16 protein-coding genes are annotated in these 18,032 nt (G+C 63.4%); 6 read left to right on the top strand and 10 right to left on the bottom strand.

Going from position 1 to position 18,032, the window contains the following annotated elements:
• Nucleotides 1–4: 4 nt before the first annotated feature.
• From CPI83_RS23655 to CPI83_RS23645, 3 genes are all read right to left on the bottom strand, one after another.
• Nucleotides 5–988, bottom strand: a complete 984-nt coding sequence (locus CPI83_RS23655; protein WP_198586316.1) for an LLM class F420-dependent oxidoreductase — start codon at nucleotides 986–988, stop codon at nucleotides 5–7.
• Between the two features lie 85 nt (nucleotides 989–1,073).
• Complete coding sequence (locus CPI83_RS23650) at nucleotides 1,074–1,562, bottom strand: hypothetical protein (protein ID WP_097387790.1); 489 nt, start codon at nucleotides 1,560–1,562, stop codon at nucleotides 1,074–1,076.
• Nucleotides 1,559–1,804, bottom strand: a complete 246-nt coding sequence (locus CPI83_RS23645; RefSeq protein ID WP_019747144.1) for a helix-turn-helix domain-containing protein — start codon at nucleotides 1,802–1,804, stop codon at nucleotides 1,559–1,561. The genes CPI83_RS23650 and CPI83_RS23645 overlap by 4 nt, the downstream gene beginning before the upstream one ends.
• 65 nt (nucleotides 1,805–1,869) lie before the next feature.
• On the opposite strand from CPI83_RS23645, the gene CPI83_RS23640 reads away from it, so the two are divergent.
• The gene (locus CPI83_RS23640; RefSeq protein WP_097387789.1) at nucleotides 1,870–2,448 is read left to right on the top strand and encodes a nucleotidyltransferase family protein; all 579 of its coding nucleotides are present in this window, start codon (nucleotides 1,870–1,872) and stop codon (nucleotides 2,446–2,448) included.
• On the opposite strand, the gene CPI83_RS23635 is transcribed toward CPI83_RS23640, so the two are convergent.
• Together CPI83_RS23635 and CPI83_RS23630 are read right to left on the bottom strand one after the other, a co-directional pair.
• Complete coding sequence (locus CPI83_RS23635; RefSeq protein ID WP_019747146.1) at nucleotides 2,445–4,457, bottom strand: YhgE/Pip domain-containing protein; 2,013 nt, start codon at nucleotides 4,455–4,457, stop codon at nucleotides 2,445–2,447. The genes CPI83_RS23640 and CPI83_RS23635 overlap by 4 nt on opposite strands.
• A 5-nt stretch (nucleotides 4,458–4,462) precedes the next feature.
• The gene (locus CPI83_RS23630; protein WP_019747147.1) at nucleotides 4,463–5,185 is read right to left on the bottom strand and encodes an ATP-binding cassette domain-containing protein; all 723 of its coding nucleotides are present in this window, start codon (nucleotides 5,183–5,185) and stop codon (nucleotides 4,463–4,465) included.
• A gap of 218 nt (nucleotides 5,186–5,403) precedes the next feature.
• Here CPI83_RS23630 and CPI83_RS23625 point away from each other — a divergent pair, with 218 nt between their 5' ends.
• Nucleotides 5,404–5,997, top strand: a complete 594-nt coding sequence (locus tag CPI83_RS23625) for a hypothetical protein (RefSeq protein WP_232816791.1) — start codon at nucleotides 5,404–5,406, stop codon at nucleotides 5,995–5,997.
• Nucleotides 5,998–6,082: 85 nt separating this feature from the next.
• Here CPI83_RS23625 and CPI83_RS23620 read toward each other — a convergent pair whose 3' ends face one another.
• From CPI83_RS23620 to CPI83_RS23605, 4 genes are all read right to left on the bottom strand, one after another.
• Nucleotides 6,083–7,918 (bottom strand): acyl-CoA dehydrogenase, encoded by a 1,836-nt coding sequence (locus tag CPI83_RS23620; RefSeq protein WP_020906438.1) that lies wholly within the window; start codon nucleotides 7,916–7,918, stop codon nucleotides 6,083–6,085.
• A gap of 89 nt (nucleotides 7,919–8,007) precedes the next feature.
• Entirely contained in the window at nucleotides 8,008–8,640 is a 633-nt protein-coding gene (locus CPI83_RS23615) for a class I SAM-dependent methyltransferase (RefSeq protein WP_097387788.1), read from the bottom strand.
• Between the two features lie 21 nt (nucleotides 8,641–8,661).
• Nucleotides 8,662–11,145, bottom strand: a complete 2,484-nt coding sequence (locus tag CPI83_RS23610) for an FtsX-like permease family protein (RefSeq protein WP_097387787.1) — start codon at nucleotides 11,143–11,145, stop codon at nucleotides 8,662–8,664.
• Nucleotides 11,145–11,927: an ABC transporter ATP-binding protein gene (locus CPI83_RS23605; RefSeq protein ID WP_019747152.1), complete on the bottom strand. Its 783-nt coding sequence runs from the start codon at nucleotides 11,925–11,927 to the stop codon at nucleotides 11,145–11,147. Before CPI83_RS23605 ends, CPI83_RS23610 begins: the two co-directional genes overlap by 1 nt.
• 109 nt (nucleotides 11,928–12,036) lie before the next feature.
• Here CPI83_RS23605 and CPI83_RS23600 point away from each other — a divergent pair, with 109 nt between their 5' ends.
• The 4 genes from CPI83_RS23600 (at nucleotide 12,037) to CPI83_RS23585 (ending at nucleotide 16,807) form a co-directional block, all read left to right on the top strand.
• A complete protein-coding gene (locus tag CPI83_RS23600) occupies nucleotides 12,037–13,275 on the top strand; it encodes a sensor histidine kinase (RefSeq protein WP_225989594.1) in 1,239 nt (412 codons plus the stop codon).
• On the top strand, nucleotides 13,263–13,904 hold the full coding sequence (locus tag CPI83_RS23595) for a response regulator transcription factor (protein ID WP_003945784.1): 642 nt from the start codon (nucleotides 13,263–13,265) through the stop codon (nucleotides 13,902–13,904). The genes CPI83_RS23600 and CPI83_RS23595 overlap by 13 nt, the downstream gene beginning before the upstream one ends.
• Nucleotides 13,905–14,065: 161 nt before the next feature.
• On the top strand, nucleotides 14,066–15,094 hold the full coding sequence (locus tag CPI83_RS23590; protein WP_003945837.1) for a beta-ketoacyl-ACP synthase III: 1,029 nt from the start codon (nucleotides 14,066–14,068) through the stop codon (nucleotides 15,092–15,094).
• A gap of 96 nt (nucleotides 15,095–15,190) precedes the next feature.
• A complete protein-coding gene (locus CPI83_RS23585; RefSeq protein ID WP_232816790.1) occupies nucleotides 15,191–16,807 on the top strand; it encodes a lipid II flippase MurJ in 1,617 nt (538 codons plus the stop codon).
• Here CPI83_RS23585 and CPI83_RS23580 read toward each other — a convergent pair.
• On the bottom strand, nucleotides 16,793–17,947 hold the full coding sequence (locus CPI83_RS23580) for a nucleotide pyrophosphatase/phosphodiesterase family protein (RefSeq protein ID WP_042452555.1): 1,155 nt from the start codon (nucleotides 17,945–17,947) through the stop codon (nucleotides 16,793–16,795). The two genes, CPI83_RS23585 and CPI83_RS23580, sit on opposite strands and share 15 nt — an antisense overlap.
• Between the last annotated feature and the right edge of the window lie 85 nt (nucleotides 17,948–18,032).

Raw genomic sequence — 18,032 nt, 5'->3', positions numbered from 1 at the left:
GGAACTACTTGCCGACGAGTGGGCCGAGGGTGCGGCCCGCGAGGTCGACGATGCCTGGCTCTTCGCCGTTGGTGATCAGGTTGATCACGACGCCGTCGATGCCGTGGTCGAGGATGCGCGTCTGAACCTGCTCGGCGACGTCGTCCGGGCTGCCGACGAAATGGCGTTCGGTGGCCTTGGCGACCACGTCTTCCGGCGCCGTGGTGATGTCGAGGCCACGCTCCGCGAGAAACGTTCGCTGATGCGCGCGAGCCTTGTCGCCGTCCTCGTCGATCATCATGAACGTGAGGAAGCTGGTCTCGAGGGTTGCGGGATCGCGACCGGCTTCGTCGCAGCGTGCCGCAAGTGCTTCCATCTTGCGCGGCAGTTCCGAGGGGTCGCAGATGATGTTGAGGTGATCCGCGAAGCGAGCGGCGAGGCCGAACGTCTTCTTCTCACCGCCACCGCCGAGCAGGATCGGCAGGTCGTCGCGGACTCGAGGCTCGTTGATGGCGTCCTCGACGTGGTACCACTTGCCGTCGAAGGTGGGGCGCTCACCGCGGAGCATCGGCGCGATGATCTGCAGTGCTTCGTCGAGCTTCTGGAAGCGCTCGGTGAACGTTCCGAACTCGTATCCGAACGAATTGTGTTCGAGTTCGAACCAACCGGCGCCGATGCCCAGGATGGCCCGACCGCCGCTCACCACGTCGAGGGTGGTGACGGTCTTGGCGAGCATGGGCGGATTGCGGTAGGTGTTTCCCGTGACCAGTGCAGACAACTGGATGGTCTCGGTGGCCGTCGCCAGCGCGGAGAGCGCGGAGTAGGCCTCGAGCATCGGGGCGTCCGGCGCTCCGATGCCGGGGAGTTGGTAGAAGTGATCCATCACGAATGCAGTGTCGAAGCCTGCGGCTTCGGCTTCGCGGGCCTGCGCTATGACGGTGGGGAAGAGGTCCTTGACCGGACCGCCGTAGCTGAAGTTGGGCATCTGGTATCCGAGGCGAGTGCTCACCGTTTCGACGTTACTCGCGATCGGTTGACCTGGCACGATTTTACCAACTCTATGGATTCCGTTGTGCTGGGCAGACTTCCGGAATTCAGAGAAGTTCTTCGGCCGCTTCGCGTCGCTTGGCGCGCTGCTGGTGAAGCTTTACGCCTAGTGCGGCTGCCGTGGCGCCGAGGAGTGCGCCGACCCCAGCGCCGGCCCAAGTCGCGATTCCGTCGCCCGGATGAGCTACGAGTTGGGCGACGACGCCGATCAATGCGATCAGATAGACGGACCCAGCCACGAGAGATCGGGTTTGGAGACCCTTCATGCTTGCGTAGACGTCGACGTCATGGGCCTGCGCGTAGCGGAGCACCACCATCGAACAGACAAACCATCCGATGACCAGACCCAATGAAATCCATGCGCCGGTGCGTCCGGCAACCCACGGCAGAATTGCCGCTGCGATCAACGTGATCCAGTAGGCGAATTGGAACCCCACGGCCGAGGCTTCGTTCCAGACGTCGCGCTGACGCTCGTCCTTGTAGAAGTCGTCGTCCAGATCTCCGACGAACCGCATTGCCTTCATCATGGTGCTCATGCCGTCTCCTCTGGAATTTCTGCGGTGAGTGCCGATTCGGGTAAGGGGAAGAGCGCTTCGACGGTGGTCCCCAGTGCCAGTGCCAGGCGAAGTGCCAGGTAGACACTCGGTGCGTAGTCGCCGCGTTCGACGGAGACGATGCTCTGTCTGCTCACCTGACCTGCCGTGGCCAGTTGCGCCTGGGTGAGGCCGGCGAGGCGTCGGTGCTCCCGCACGTTGTTGTCGCCAGCCTTTCCAGTCATAGGAAAAGTAAAGAATACTTGTCACATGATGTCAAGTTTACTTGTCATATGAGAGGCTGAAGAGCATGCGTGAACGATTTCTCGAGATCGCCCTGGCCAATCCAGTGGTTGCAACGATCGTGGATCGGGCGCCGAAGCTGGGATTGTCGGAGTGGTACCTGACGGCGGGTGGGCTCTTCCAAACCGTCTGGAATCACATCGACGGCCGTGACCTCGGCGCCGGAATCAAGGACTACGACCTCTTCTATTTCGACGCCGGCGATCTGAGCTACGACGCGGAGGACCGTGTGATTCGTTCGGCGGCAGAACTGTTCGCCGATGTGGATGCCGATGTCGAAGTACGCAACGAAGCCCGCGTGCACCTGTGGTACGAGCAGCATTTCGGGATTCCCGGCGTTCCGTTCACCAGTTGCCGCGACACTATCGACCACTTCGCTTCCACAACTTGCTGTTTCGGGATCACCAAGTCTGCGGGCGGCACTGTGGACGTGTATGCCCCGCATGGATACGACGATCTTTTCGACATGATCGTCCGTCCCAACCCGGTGCTGGCACCGAGAGAGGTTTACGAGGCCAAGGCGGCACGGTGGCGCAGGGAATGGCCTCCGCTGACCGTGGAGCCTTGGCCGGAGACCCTGACCTAGACTTCGATCGGCGGATGCAGCCTGTCCATGGTCCATTGCCGATTTCGGCGTGCAGCAAGTGAACTGGCCCCGAGTGAGGCGACGAGAAGGCCGCCGAGGACGGCGATCGAGACCCACAGTCTCGAGTCGATACCGCCGACGGTGAGTTGTCGTAGCCCGTTCACCGCGTAGGTCATCGGGTCGAAGGGGTGGATGATCTGGAACGGTTTCGCGGTGGTTTCGACGGGATAGATGCCGCCGGCCGAAACCAGTTGCAGCATCAGGAACGCCAGGGTGATGACGCGTCCGACGGATACTCCGAAGATGGCGTTGAATGCCTGGATCAACGCCATATACGTGGCAGTGATGAGCATCAGGAATCCGACGGTGCCGAGGGCGTGTGTGGGGTGCAGGCCGACGGCGAAGTGCACGACCAGGTACATCACGATCACCTGGCAGATGCCGATGAGCAATGCCGGCCAGTACGAGGCGAGGACCACTCGCAGCGCGCCGAGTCCGTTTGCGATGGGCCGGTTCTGGAGCGGCTTGAGCAGCATCCAGGTGATGATGCCGCCCACGAACAGCGCGAGGGGCAGGAAGAACGGAGCAAAACCGGTACCGAAGGTGCTTGCCCGGTTCTCGTAGGTCTCCTGTAGTTCGACCGGGCTGGAGAGGGTTTGAGCGGTTGCGGTTCGCTGCTGATCGGTCCAACTGGGAATCTGACCGGCGCCCTCGGTGAGTTTGGTCGCGAGTTCGGCAGACCCGGCACGGAGTTGCTCGGTGCCGTCGGCGAGTTTGGCTGCACCATCGGAGAGTTGGACGCTGCCGTCGGTGAGTTGAACCAGTCCACTGCTGAGGGTTTGCGCGCCGTCGTTGACTTGCTGACCGCCGTCACGCAGCTGCACCAGGCCGTTGCGGAGTTCACCGCCGCCGTTGGCCGCGGCATTCAGCCCGGCTCGGAAGGTGCTCGACGGATCGTCGAGTTGGTAAGCGAGTTGTTGTGCACCGCTCTTGAGTTCGCCCAGTTGGCCCATGGTCGCTTCACCGAAACCCTGAGTGCGCAGCATGTCCTGGGCAGGCGCGAGGGCATTGGCGATCTGTTGGCTGACAGGATCCGGGTTCAGCCGAAGGCTGGCCACCGCCTGCCCGACCAGTTGTGCAACGTCTGCCTGTGTGTTCCCGAGGACGCTCAGTTGGTCGACGACCTGGGTGACGCCACCACTGAGTTGGCTTGCGCCGTCGCCCAGTTGGACGGCTCCGAGATCGAGTTGCCCCAAACCGTCGGTCAGTGCGAGGACACCGTCCGTGGCGGTATTGATACCGGTCGAGAGTTGCGCTGTACCGCCGGCAAGAGTGGCTGCACCGTCACGTGCGGTAACCATGTTGTCTGCCAGAGTTTTCGAGCCCGACGCCAATTCGCCGGCTCCGGCATTGGCAGTGTTCACTCCGGCCGAGAGCTGGAGTGCTCCGTCGGCGGCCTGCTTCAAACCTGCACCCGCATCGGTCAATCCGACCAGAACCGTCTCGACGGACTGCGCGCCGATCTTGTCGCTGACTTGACTGAGAACCTGCTGGGCGGCATTTTGGCCGATGATGGTGCCGAGGTAGTTGTTGACGTCGTTGAAGGTGAACTGCAACTGAGCTTTGTGGGGGTCCTTGGACGTCGGGGAGGCAACGGCCTCGCTGAAATTCTCGGGCAGAGTGAGAGAGAAGTAGTACGTCCCGTCCGAGACTCCCTGTTCGGCTTCCTGCTGTGAGACCAGGTGGAGATCGAGCTCACCGGAATCGAGAAGTGCTTGGCTTACTTCGTCGCCAGCCTTGAGCTCTTGACCCTGCACCATTGCACCGCGGTCGGTGTTGACCAGTGCGACGGGGACCTTGTTGACCTCACCGAACGGATTCCAGAAGGCCCACAGGTACATTGCGCCGTACAGCAGTGGCATCAAGATGATGGTGACGAGTGCGATCCTGGGCATCGCGCCGCGGGAGAACCGCTTGAGTTCGGTTCCGAGAGACATTCCAGCGAGCATCGCGGTTACCTCGCCCCTTCTTGGTCGGGATTGGTGACTTCTTGGAGCAGGGCGACGGCATCGATGGGTGATCCGTCGGGCAGCGGGTTGACGGTCGACGCGATGATGGTCTGGTAGCTCCCCATCTCGACGAGTCGCTCGACGAGGTACGCGCGTTCGGAGTCGCGCCGCACCTGTTCGAGATCGTCGACGACGAGCAGGGCCGGCTTCTTCGTGTTCGCGACGGCGATACGCAGCAGGGTCGCCTCGAGTTCCCCGAGATCGCTGACGTACCGGCCGAGCGCAGGTAAGGGATGATCGCCGAAGACGGGAGCGCACACCGCTTCGAGTTCGCGGTCTCCGGCACGTCCGATGAGCTTGTACCAGGGCGCATCCCAGCGAATTTGTTCGGTGATCAGATCTCGGACGGTGACGGACTCGGCAAGCTCGTCGATGTCCTCGAACCCGGCGACCCCGGCGATCTCGAAGATCTCTCGGGGACGCGTTCGACCGAAGACGGACAGTGATCCGGAACTGGCTTTCATTCGTCCGCTGAGTGTCAGAAGTAAGGACGTACGTCCTGAACCGGCGGAGCCTTCGAGGATGGTCACACCGCCCGCACGAATCTCGAGATTGACGGGTCCGAACACCGGCCCCCATGGGCCGTCGAGCGCCAAGTCCGTGGCGGTCAATGCCAGTTCAGGGGCGTAATCGAGTTGTGCGTGCTCTGGTGCGACCACGATGATCACCTGTCTGTTGATCTACTCGGCCTTCGAAAGAACCGAGTGCTGGTTCAGTGGACGTTCGTGCTCACCCAATCACATCGGTAGCGGGTGAGCGGTCCCACGAATGGGATGTGTCGGACACGATCGGTAACTTGAAGACCGAACGGTTTGTATTCTGTTGGAAACGGACAGGGGGTGTCGAAGTGCCGGTTCGTAGACGCGGTATGTGCGCGGTACTGGTCATGGCCACCCTGTCAGTTGTCTCCTGTGCCGGTGAGCGCGAGTCGCCCCCGTTCGTGTCGAGCGAGAGGCTTTTCGAGTTCACCGGTCGCAATGTCGGACCCGTGGCCGTTCCGCCCTTGCCTTCCGATCGGCACGAGTCCGAAGCAGCGCCATACGGAGCCATCACCCTGTCCGGTGGGTGGAGCGGCGCAGCCAATGTCTCGCTGCCCGGATCCGTCACGTGTTTCGAGCACAACTGGGCGGATTCGCTGCCCGCCGGTCACCGCCAGTGGGCCTACGAGGTGCACACGAGTTCCTTCTACGAGTACGACGGCGGCGGCGAATATCCGGGGCGTGATTTCCAGTTGCAGGTCTACGTGAACGAGAAACCCGAACCAGGTCAGCACGGGTCCGCGATCATGAAGTTCTCGGATCAGAGTGGACAGTTCGTGTCCTTCGGCGGCGGCGTCGACAATTCCATCGAAATAGTCAGTTCTCCGGACCGCAGGCGCGTGGCGCTTTCCCTGGTAGGAACGGCGGCACGGCCCGGCGAACAACCGACGACGTCCGTACTGTCCGCACAGATCAGTTGCCCGACCGTCGAGCGCAGATGACCACAGATTGCATTGACTGCCGAGCATGAAAATGCCGGTCCCGAAACATTCTCGGGACCGGCACTTTTCATGAATCAGGAACGAATCAGAATGCTGCTTCGTCGATCTCCATGATGTCGTTCTCGGTGTTCGCGATGATCTCGCGTGAAGCGGTGAGCTCGGGCAGGACGTTCTTGGTGAAGAAGGACGCGATGGCGACCTTGCCCTCGTAGAAGCCCTTGTCCTTGTCGGAAGCGCCGTTGTCGAGTGCCGCGAGAGCGATCTCGGACTGGCGGAGGAGCTGCCAGCCGATGAGCAGGTCGCCGACGGACATCAGGAAGCGGACGGAACCGAGGCCGACCTTGTACAGCTCGGTGGGCTGCTCCTGAGCTCCCATGAGGAAGCCGGTGAGCGTGGCAGCCATGGCCTGGACGTCTTCGAGTGCGGTGGCGAGCAGTGCGCGCTCCGCCTTCAGGCGACCGTTGCCGGCTTCGCTGTCGATGAAGGTCTTGATCTGTCCGGCAACGTGAGCGAGCGCGACGCCGCGGTCACGAGCGATCTTGCGGAAGAAGAAGTCCTGAGCCTGGATGGCCGTGGTGCCTTCGTACAGCGAGTCGATCTTGGAATCGCGGATGTACTGCTCGATCGGGTAGTCCTGCAGGAAGCCGGAGCCACCGAGGGTCTGCAGGCTGTCCGTCAGGTACTGGTACGCACGCTCGGAGCCGACGCCCTTGACGATCGGGAGCAGCAGGTCGTTGACGCGGAACGCGGTGTCCTTGTCTGCGCCCGAGACGAGCTGGGCGACAACCTCGTCCTGGTGTGCTGCGGTGTAGAGGTACACCGCGCGCAGGCCTTCGGCGTATGCCTTCTGCATTGCCAGGCTGCGACGCACGTCGGGGTGGTGCGTGATGGTCACGCGCGGCGCTGCCTTGTTGGTCATCTGGGTCAGGTCAGCACCCTGAACGCGCTGCTTGGCGTAATCGAGAGCGTTGAGGTAACCGGTGGAGAGGGTGGCGATTGCCTTGGTGCCGACCATCATTCGAGCGTGCTCGATGACGTCGAACATCTGGGCGATGCCGTTGTGGACCTCGCCGACCAGCCAGCCCTGTGCGGGGATGCCGTGGCCGCCGAAGGTGACCTCACATGTGGCGGAGACCTTCAGGCCCATCTTGTGCTCGACGTTGGTGACGAAGACGCCGTTACGCTCGCCGAACTCTTCGGTCTCGAAGTTGAAGTGCGTCTTCGGGACGAAGAACAGGCTCAGGCCCTTGGTGCCGGGTCCGGCGCCTTCGGGGCGAGCGAGAACGAGGTGGAAGATGTTCTCGAACAGGTCGTCCGAGTCGGCGGAGGTGATGAAGCGCTTGACGCCCTCGATGTGCCAGGAGCCGTCGTCCTGCTTGATCGCCTTGGTGCGTCCGGCACCGACGTCGGAGCCGGCGTCGGGCTCGGTGAGGACCATCGTGGCGCCCCATCCGCGTTCGACGATGGTGGCTGCCCACTTCTTCTGCTCTTCGGTGCCGTTGTTGAACAGCACGTCCGCGAAAGCGGGTCCGGCCTGGTACATGTGCGCTGCAGGCTGTGCGCCCAGGATCAGCTCACCGATGGCCCACACGACGGAGCGGGGAACCGGCACGCCGCCGACCTCTTCGCTCAGTCCCATGCGGTACCACTCGGCATCCCACAGAGCCTTGAACGACTTCTTGAAGGATTCCGGAAGTGCAACGGTGTGCGTCTCGGGATCGAAGACAGGGGGGTTGCGGTCCGCGTCGGCGAAAGATTCGCCAAGCGGTCCCTCGGCCAGGCGTGCGACCTCTGCCAGCATGTTGCGGACAGTGTCGGCATCCAGGTCGCCCCAAGCGCCTTCGCTCAGTGGCTTCTCCAGTCCGAGAACCTCGAAGAGGTTGAACTCCAGGTCCCGAACGTTGCTCTTGTAATGGCCCATGTCTTCTGCTTCTCCCAGTGAGGTGGTGCGGTCCAGCACTCCTAGTACCGCCCGAAGTTTATTACTCGTCGGTAACTTAATACATGTTACTAGCCGTTCTTTGCATTGCCAACACCGGATTTGCGTCCGATGACAAGTGCGTCGACCGCGATTCCCGTTTCGGTGTGTCTGTGCGGATTTCCGGCGATCTCGAACTCGAGCCTTCCTTCGAACTCCTGCATCAATTCTTCTGGTGTGTAAAGGATTTCGGGAACTTTCGGTCCGCCGACGCCGTAGTCGATGTTGCTTCGGTCGTGCCCCAAAATCATGAGGATTCCATCAGGTTTCAGAGAATTTATGGCACGGTTCACAACCAGGGTGCGTTGTGGTGCGGGCAGATGAAGGTAAAGAAGCAGGGCCAAGTCGTATCCCTGCCCGTTCCTGGAGGCGTAATCCGCGACGGTGACGTCGCCGCATCGGTAGTCGAGCCGGTCGAGAACCGATCGGGGCGAGCGGGCCGCGATCGTGCGGGCTTTCTCGATCGCGACGGCCGAGTAGTCGATGCCGGTGACCTCCCAACCGCGGGTCGCGAGCCACAACGCGTTACGGCCCTCGCCGCACGCCAGGTCGAGTGCCTGGCCGTGGGGGAGGGCCGTCGCGTATTCCACCAGCAGTTCGTTGGGAGGAGCGCCCCAGACGAGCTCGGTTTCTTCGTACTTCTTGTCCCAGGCCGCCGCATCCATAGATGACGACGGTAGTGCCACTCAGTGGTTACGCACTCCGTCCATCGGGTTCTTGCGTAGGGCGGCGCGCGTCGGGATCGCGATGGAGACAAATCCCAGAACAGCGGTCACCGCGACGATGGAACCGTAGATCGCCGGTGAAATCGCCGGGATCGGCTGCCCGGACACCGCTACGGCGATACCCATCAGAGGCGGCAGGGCGATCAGTGATCCGACCACGACGGCGATTCCCACCACCATCAACGACTCGATGCGCATCATTGCTCGGACCTGCCTCGTCCGCGAGCCCACCAGTTGAAGGAGCGCGAACTCGCGGGAACGCTCGGCAGTGGCGGCGACCAGGGTGTTCACGACGGCGACTGCGAGATAGCCGAGCAGGACGAGGACGGCGAGGATGCTGACCCAGGACTGCATACGACGCTGATCTTCGCCCGCGGCCCCGAACTGGTCCTGGTTCATCGCGGCGATCGAGGGGAACGAGCGCAACGACTGCTGGACTTCGGCCGACCGTCCGGGTTCGGCAGCAACCAGAACGGTGTCGATCAGAGCGTCGGTGGAGTGCTGGCGCAAAGTCTCGATCGGCATGGTCACGTCCCCGAATCCGAGGCCGCGACCATATTTTGCGACGACCATCGGATGCACCAGTGTGCCGTCCCCTAGATAGAGGTCGACGCGCTGACCTACCTTGGCTCCGAGTGTGAAGGCGCCGTCTTCGCTCACGGCAACGGTATCGCCGGTCAGAGCGCTCAGGTCGCCCTCGGTCACCGCGAGATCGAGGGTCGCGTCGGCGCCGGCGGCGTCGATGCCCTGGGCAGCGATCGCGCTCTCGGCTGAGCCGCCTTCCTCACCGCTGGGTACCGGCAGGACTTGACTGCGGACCACCGGGTTTGCCGCACTCACTCCGGGCACCGATGCGATCGAGTCGAGGAGCGAGGGAGCGATACCGGCCGGCGCGCCGACGATCAGGTCGGCGGTGACGCCCTTGATCGACTGGTTGGTCGCCTCGGCGGCGACGGTGCTCTGGCTGAAGAACTGCACCGAGCCCAGTGCGATTGCGAGAGCCAACGGAACAACCGCCGACGAGAGCCGTCTCGAATTGGATTCGGCGTTGGCGGCAGCGAGAACTTTGGACGCCGACCCACTACGGCGCAGTGGACCGCCGATCACCTTGATGATGCCGCGCACCAACAAGGGGCCGAGCAGCGCGACCGAGAAGATCAACAACAGTGCGCTCGAACCGGCTCCAGCGGCTGCCACGCTGCCGGGCAGGAAAGCGGGGAGCACGCACGCGCTGAGGCCGGCGGCGCCGAAGATCAGCCCGGTGACGATGCGTCCGCGGCTCAGTTTCGCCGGGCCGCTTTCGGATTCGCGAAGCGCTTCGACGGGGTCGAGCTTTGCCGGTCGTCGTGCCGCGATCGCCGCTGCCGCGCGGGCAGTGAGTACGCAGATCAGGAATGCCGCGATCGCCGGAAGCGGGCTGTAGGCCAGCGCGAAATCGGTGGGCATGACCCCGGCGTCGGCAAACTGTGCACCCAGGAATCGGGCGAGCAGGTATCCGGGCACCGCGCCGAGAGCTGCCGCCGCAGCAGCAACGAGCAGCACTTCACGTCCGATCATGACGTGGACTTGCCGAGTGGTGGCCCCGATTGCCCGCAGCAGAGCGAACTCTCGGCGTCTGGCGTTGATCGAGAGCGACAGCGTGCTGGAAACTACGAACATACTGACCATCAACGCGAGACCGGCAAACGACGCGCAGAGCACGATCAACTGGGTCCGCGCAGCACCGGCGTCGAGGAATTCGATGCCTCCGCGTGCGGTGCCGGTCGAGACCTCCGCGCCGGTTCCGGCGAGTGCATCGCGGGCGAGAGCGGCAGCATCCACGCCTTCGGGAGCGATCAATCCGACTGCGGTGACAGCGTTCTGGTGCGGCCACAACCGTTCGGCCTCTGCGTCGTCGAGGAAGACGAGTGCCGGACGGTCGGGTGACGGCACCGAGGCCGAATCAGCTGTGCCGACGACGGTGTACTCGTCCGCTATCGCGCCGTGAGCCAGCGTGATTCGCTCGCCGAGCGCGGCGCCCGTGGTCGAGACCACCTCGTCTCGGCTCTGCGGAGCGCGACCTTCGGTCAGCGAATACGGCGCCAATTGTGCTGTGTTCCAAGGATGTGCGTCGAGTGCGACACCCTCGGCGGTGCTGACGGGGACGGAGATGTCGGGAACCACGGTGACATCGAGTGCGTCGAGCTTGCGGACCGTATCGCTGTCGAGGAGAACTCGCTCGGCAAAAGGCTGATCGGCGTCTTCCTTGACCTCGAGCGCCTGTGGTGCACTCACGACGGCGTCGGCACCGGCGTAGAGATGTGGTGAGACGCCGCCTCGCACTCCCGATTCCAGCAGCACACCCAGACCGCAGGTGAGGAGCGCTGCGCAGAATACGGAGACGAACACGGCGACGAAACCGGAGCGATGCGCTTTCAGGTGCGCAAAGGTGTGCGCTTTCATCATCACCAGTCCCCGAGGTGTGTCATGCGCTCGGCGATCTGCTGCGGCGTCGGGCGGTCGATGTGCCCGACAAGTTTTCCGTCGGCGAGGAACAGCACACGATCGGCGTACGACGCGGCCACCGGGTCGTGCGTGACCATGACGATGGTCTGATCGAACTCGGCGGCTGTCCGGCGCAACAACTCCAGAACCTGCTTGGCGCTGCGGGAGTCGAGGGCGCCGGTCGGCTCGTCGGCAAAGAGTGCGTCGGGGTGAGTGACGAGGGCGCGCGCGATGGCGACGCGTTGCTGCTGACCGCCGGACAGTTCGGAGGGTTTGCGCTTGCGGTGCGATCCGAGTCCGACGGATTCGAGGACGAAGGTCAGGTACTGCTTGTCGGCTCGTCGTCCGGCGAGGAGTAGGGGGAGCGTGACGTTCTGCTCGACGTCGAGAGCGCCGAGCAGGTTGTAGGCCTGGAAGACGAAACCGATGTGATCGCGACGGAAGATGCTGCGGGCCTTCGGCTTCAGCTGTGAGATCTCGGTGTCGCCCAGCCACACCGATCCGCTGCTCGGTCGATCGAGCCCTGCGGCGCAGTGCAGGAAAGTGCTCTTGCCCGATCCGGACGGGCCCATCACGGCGGTGAAGGTGCTGCGCGGCAAGGTGAGGCTGATGTTGTCGAGGGCGGTCACGGCGCCGCGGCCGTTGCCGTAGATCTTGCTGACGCCTTCGAGTCGCACGGCGGATGTTCGGGCGGCCGTGGCACCAGGGGCCGGCGGGGCGAGGACCGAGTGTCGATTCTTCATGGGATGAACGCTATGGAGATTCGGCATTCGTCGACATCCAGCAGGGTCCCGAATCAATGGTGTAGCCAGCTGTAGTGGATCGCGGCATCAGGTGCGGCATGCTGGGGCAGTGAAGAAGAGAACCAGGGCTGCGGTGTACGTGCTCGTCGAGGGTGCGGCAGCGGTGGTCTCCCTGTTCTTGCTGATGGTCGGTCTCATTCTGCTGTCGCTCTCGATTCTGATCGTCGGCTGGTTGCTGTTGCCGTCGTACGTGCGGGTGCTCCGGTGGTGGGCGGGTCTGGCCCGCAAGAGAACGGCTGCGTACACCGGACGCCCTGTTCTGCAGCGATACCCACCGATGCCCGGCAATCCGACCTTCGGGGATTGGCGCCGGTTCCTCACCGATCAGTCGACCAGGCGCGACGCGGCCTGGCTGTCGATTCATGGTCTGGGGGCTTTCGTCGCGGCGATGCTGACCATCGCTCTGCCACTCGGTGCACTCAATTCGATTGCCGTCCCGCTGTACTGGCAGCAGATGCCCGCCGGTGAACCCGTCAACAATCCGTACCCCGTGACGTCGTGGTTGGGCGCTGCCGGAATGCCGTTGATCGGCATCCTGTACCTCCTGATCGCGTGGTGGTTGGTCCCCGCGATGGCGAAGTGGATCAGCTGGTCGACCACGACTTTGCTTGCGCCGGACACGCGTTCGGACCTCTCGAAGCGCGTCACCGCCCTGACGGCCAGCCGCGCTGCGGCGCTCGACGCACATTCGGCCGAACTCAAGCGCATCGAGCGGGATCTGCACGACGGCGCGCAGAACCGTCTGGTCGCGGTGGTGATGATGTTGGGGATGGCCGAGCGGTCGTTGCAGAACAATCCGGACCAGGCTCTGCCACAACTGCATCGGGCCCAGGATGCGGCCACCGAGGCGTTGAGCGAACTCCGGACGTTGGTGCACGACATCTACCCGCCGATCCTCGACGAGTTGGGTCTGGAGGGCGCGATCTCCGCGCTCGCCGGGCGCTCCGCCGTGCCCTGCGTACTCGAGATCGACGAACTCCGCCGTGCCCCGGCTGCCGTCGAGGCTGCTGCGTACTTCGTCGTCGCCGAGGCCTTGACCAACGTCGCAAAACACAGCGGAGCGCGCAGTGTCACCGTCACGGCACGGACGGAGGCGTCGGACGACTCGTTGGGTGAGACGATGCTCATCGACGTGATCGACGACGGTCAGGGCGGCGCGAACGAACGCCCGGGCGGCGGCGTGGCGGGTATCCGACGCCGGGTCGAGGCTTTCGAAGGAACCGCAGTATTGGAGAGCCCGGAGGGTGGACCGACAACGATGAGGGTGGAACTACCGTGCGGATTCTGATTGCCGAGGACGACGCTCTCCTGCGAGAGGGGCTGGCACTGCTGCTCCGCGGAGAGGGCTTCGAGGTGTCTGCCGTCTCCGACGCCGCACAGTTCCTCACGGTGTTCGAGGAGACCGCCCCCGACGCCGCGGTGCTCGACGTCCGGATGCCTCCTACTTTCACCAACGAGGGGCTTCGAGCGGCGATCGAGGTGCGCAAGCTTCGCCCGGGCTTTCCCGTCCTGGTCCTTTCCGCGTACGTCGAGGATCGCTACGCCGGTGAATTGTTGGCAGGAGGCGCCGGCGGGGTCGGGTACCTGCTCAAGGAACGGGTCGGCAAGGTAGCCGAGTTCGTCGACGCATTGAACCGGGTCGTCGACGGCGGAACCGTGATGGATCCAGAGGTTGTATCCCAACTGATGAGCCGTCGACGCGCCGACGATCCGATCAGATCACTGACCCCACGCGAGTCCGAGGTTCTCGGACTGATGGCGGAGGGGCTGGGAAATCAGGAAATCGCCAGGAAACTGGTCGTGAGCGACACTGCTGTGAGCAAGCACATAGGAAATATCTTCGCAAAACTCGGCCTGTCGGCTTCCGAAAGCGGGCATCGTCGTGTTTTGGCAGTTCTAGCTCATTTACGCGCCTGATCGTGGATCTGGACTACATACCTGACCGAAGCGTAATGTGAGCCAGCCTCATGTTGTTGCCGTGATCGAACGGTGACCTGAGAGGCAGGGGCTTATGTCCTGTACGTAACGTGTGATGTCGAATGCGCGTCATCACCAGAAACCAACGAGGAGATCGATCAATGGGTAAGCCGATTGCCAGTGTGGCCGGAGGTCGGCAGTCCGTCCTTCTCGGGCTCGGCGTTCACCGCCCGGAGCGAGTCGTGACCAACGACGAGATCTGCGAGCTGATCGATTCCACCGACGAGTGGATCCAGACGCGATCGGGTATCAAGTCGCGCCGGTTCTCCGGCGAGGGTGAAGGCATCCTCGCGATGTCGATCAGCGCGGCCCGTAAAGCACTGGACGTCAGCGGCATTGCTCCCGAGCAGATCGGCGCCGTGATCATCGCGACGTCGACGTGGGACCTGCAGACTCCTCAGGCTGCGTCCATCGTCGCCCACGAGCTCGGCATCAAGGGTCCGGCTGCATTCGACGTCGCGGCAGGCTGCGCCGGTTTCTGTACCGCCCTTGCCGTGGCCAGCGACCTCGTTCGCGGCGGCACGGTTGATCACGTACTCGTCGTCGGCGTCGAGTTGATGAGCGAGGCCACCGAGCCCACCGATCGCAGCGTTCGCTTCATCTTCGGTGACGGCGCAGGCGCAGTTGTCGTCGGCCCGAGCGATACCGTCGGAATCGGCCCGGTCGAGTGGGGTTCGGACGGCAGCCAGTCCGACGCCATCGTTCAGGAGCCGAGCTGGCTCGACTACACCAAGAACCCGACCGGACCTCGGCCGTGGATCAAGATGGCCGGTACCGCGGTGTTCCGCTGGGCTGCCTTCGAGATGGGCAAGGTCGCCACTCGCACCCTGGAGAAGTCGGGGCTGGGTATCGAGGACATCGACGCTTTTGTGCCGCACCAGGCAAACCAGCGCATCAACGAGGTCATCGCTCGCAGCATGAAGCTGCCCGAGGGCTTCCCCGTCTCCAACGACATCGCCGAGACGGGCAACACGTCCGCGGCCTCGATCCCGCTCGCCATGGAGCAGATGCTGCGCGACGGCCAGTGCAAGCCGGGCGACAAGGCATTGCTTCTCGCCTTCGGTGCTGGTCTGTCCTTCGCCGGCCAGGTTGTCGTCATGCCGCCGTTGGCTGGAGCGGAATCAGCCTGATCTTCTCTCGTGACGAGCGCCTCGAACCCCACGGTTCGGGGCGCTCTTCCGTTTCCGTCTGGCTCGTCGAACCCTGCGATGTGGCACCCTGGCGGGATGGTCGAGAGTATGGGGGAGTCCGAACGTACGGGTGTGACGGGCGGCAGCTTGGCGAAGATGGGCGGGCAAGTGGCGCTCGCCAGCACGGTCAGCCGGATCACCGGCTTCGTCCGCACCCTTGCCCTTGCCGCGGTCCTCGGCATCGCCCTGGTCAGTGATGCGTACAACGCGGCCAACAGTTTCCCGAACATGGTCTATCAGCTCCTCCTCGGCGGGATTCTCGCCAGCGTTCTGCTTCCGTATCTGACACGGCAGCGAAGTCGTGGGCGGACGCTCGAACGAGAGCAGACGCAGCGCGTTCTCACCGTCGGAGCGCTTGCTCTTGCGCTCGTGACGGTAGTGGCGGTGGTGTGCGCGCCGCCTCTGGTCTCGGCCGTGATCGATGATCCGGCTCAACGAGAGTTGACGACGCTCTTCGCGTACTTGCTTCTGCCGGAGATCTTCTTCTACGGCGTCACGGCGATGATGACGGCAGTACTCAGTGTTCGATCAGTGTTCGGTGCGCCGGCCTGGGCGCCGGTGATCAACAACGTCGTCCTTCTGGTGACGGTCGCGGTCTTCCTGTGTATCCCGGGGCCGGTGGCTCTGACTCCCGAGTCGATGACCACCGCGCAGGTCCTGGTGATCGGTATCGGCACTCTGCTCGGGATCGTGGCGCAAACCGCCGTCGTTGCTCGAGCGCTGCACCGCAACGGGTTTCGGTGGCGCCTTCGCGTGCGGGTCGTACCGCACACCTGGCGCCCGGTGCGCGTCGGGGCGCCGTTGCTCGGTTGGGTACTTGTGTACGTCGTTGCCGGTCAGATCGGTGTGTGGGTGACGATGAAGGTCACTCTCTCCCGTCACGTCTACTCGATGTACACGCACGCGGATCTGCTGTTTCAAGTGGCGTACGGCATTCTCGGTGTGTCGTTGTTGACGGTGCTGATGCCGCGGATCGCCAGGTCGGTTGCTGCGGGTGACGACGTCGGCGTCGTATCCGATCTCGGCCGGGGAGCCCGGTATTCGGTGGTGGCGCTGATTCCGGTGACGGTGGCGCTCATGGTCTTCGGCCCCTCGTTGACCACCTTGATCTTCTTCGGCCGGGTCGACGGCAGCAGTGCCCGGTTGATCGGGACGGCCGTTGCGGTCAGTGCATTCGGGCTGGTGCCTTTTGCGATGGTCATGCTTCAGCTTCGAGTGTTCTACGCCGACAACAACACCCGAACTCCCGCGGTGATCGCCATGGTGATGGTGATAGCCAAAACGGCGCTCGTTCTACTTGCGTCACTGTCCGCGAGTGACGAAACGCTGGTCCTGGCCGTCTGTGCGGCGGGCTCGTTCTCCTACGTGTGCGGAGCGGCGCTCGGCCACATCCTGCTTCGAAAGCGATATGGGCTGTTGGGATTCCGTCGCGTACAGGCCACCGTCGGAAGGATTTCGGCGGCGGCAATTCTGGCAGGTTGTTGTGCGCTGGCTTTGGTGGTGGCGGTTCAGAACCGAGTTCCCGAGCCCAGGCTTGCTGCTGTTATTTCATTGTCGGCGGGTGCGGCCGTCGGTGCCGTCGTCCTGTTTGGCGCATGCAAGATCGTCGGTGTTCCCGAGATTCGCCGGGCTCGGGCCTTACTGTTGTCCTGAGGACAAGAGCGGTACCAGCAGTTCGTCCGGAGTGAGGGCGCCGTGCTGTCCACGGAGGCCGGACAGTCCCGATTCGACAGATCGACGTACGACGGCCACGTCCCCGGACGCAATGGCGATGACATCACCGATCCGGCCGTGATACTCGGAATGCACTGCAGGCCCGAACAATCCTGCGACTATGCCCTCGGATCTCGTCCCGATCCACATGCGGTCACCCAGTTCGGCGCGCCAGCGGTCCGCAACATCTTGTGCAGCGCCTTCTCGGGTGTGGATGTGACGACATCTAGGTTCACCGGCAAGAGCGAGTACATCTTTGGACAGAATCGGAGTGTTGTCGAAGTCGATCTTGTTCTCGTCCGACACGTCGACCATTCCGTGGTCTGCCGTCACCAGCAATCTCACGTCCGGACCGAGAGCGGCGGCGAGTTGCTCGACCAGTCGATCGACAAGCATCAGTTGGAAAATCCACGGCTCGGACTCGGGGCCGTAGACGTGGCCGAGTGCATCGATCTCGCTGATGTAGCAGTACGTGAACGTACGGTCGGCAGATTTCGACGCGGCCACGGTGCGAGCGAGGAGGTCTCCGTACGCCTGGATTCCGGCGAACTGGGCACCGCGCATTCCCGCCCGGGTGAGGCCGCTGCCGTCGAATTTGGACGGAACGACGGTAGTGACGGTGATGCCGGCGGCCGCGGCACGATCGAAGGTCGTGGCCTGCGGCTGCAGGGTCTCCGGGACGATGGAGTCGGTCTGAGATTCCTTCTTGCCCGCGCTGTGCCAACCCAGCCAGTTGAACACCGAATCGGCTTCTTCGACGTAAGACTGGTAGCCGGTGATTCCGTGCGCCCCCGAGGGCAGCCCGGTCCCCAACGAGACGATGCTGGTGGCCGTCGTCGTGGGGAATCCTGCCCGTATGGGCGTTCCGATCAGTGAGTTCAGGAATGGTGCGTGTTCGGCGTTGCGGGCGAGCAAGTTCGCGCCCATCCCGTCTACCAGCAGAATTACAGTCTTCTTGCTGGGCTGTAGATCGAGACGGTTCGCTTCGCCGCTCACTCCGAGAGAAGCGAGTACCGACGGCGCAAGCGTCGACAGAGTCGGCTGCGAGTACACATCGAGGAGAGGGGCGGGGGCGGGCATCCCATGAGATTAGGCGTTGGACGCAGAAAACTGCATACCTTCTGGGCGAGTGTTCAAATCCGTGCGGTCAAATCGGGACTTTCCA

Origin of the sequence: Rhodococcus sp. H-CA8f (assembly GCF_002501585.1) — a bacterium.
GTDB lineage: Bacteria > Actinomycetota > Actinomycetes > Mycobacteriales > Mycobacteriaceae > Rhodococcus_F > Rhodococcus_F erythropolis.
This window is presented reverse-complemented; position numbering and strand designations above follow the sequence as displayed.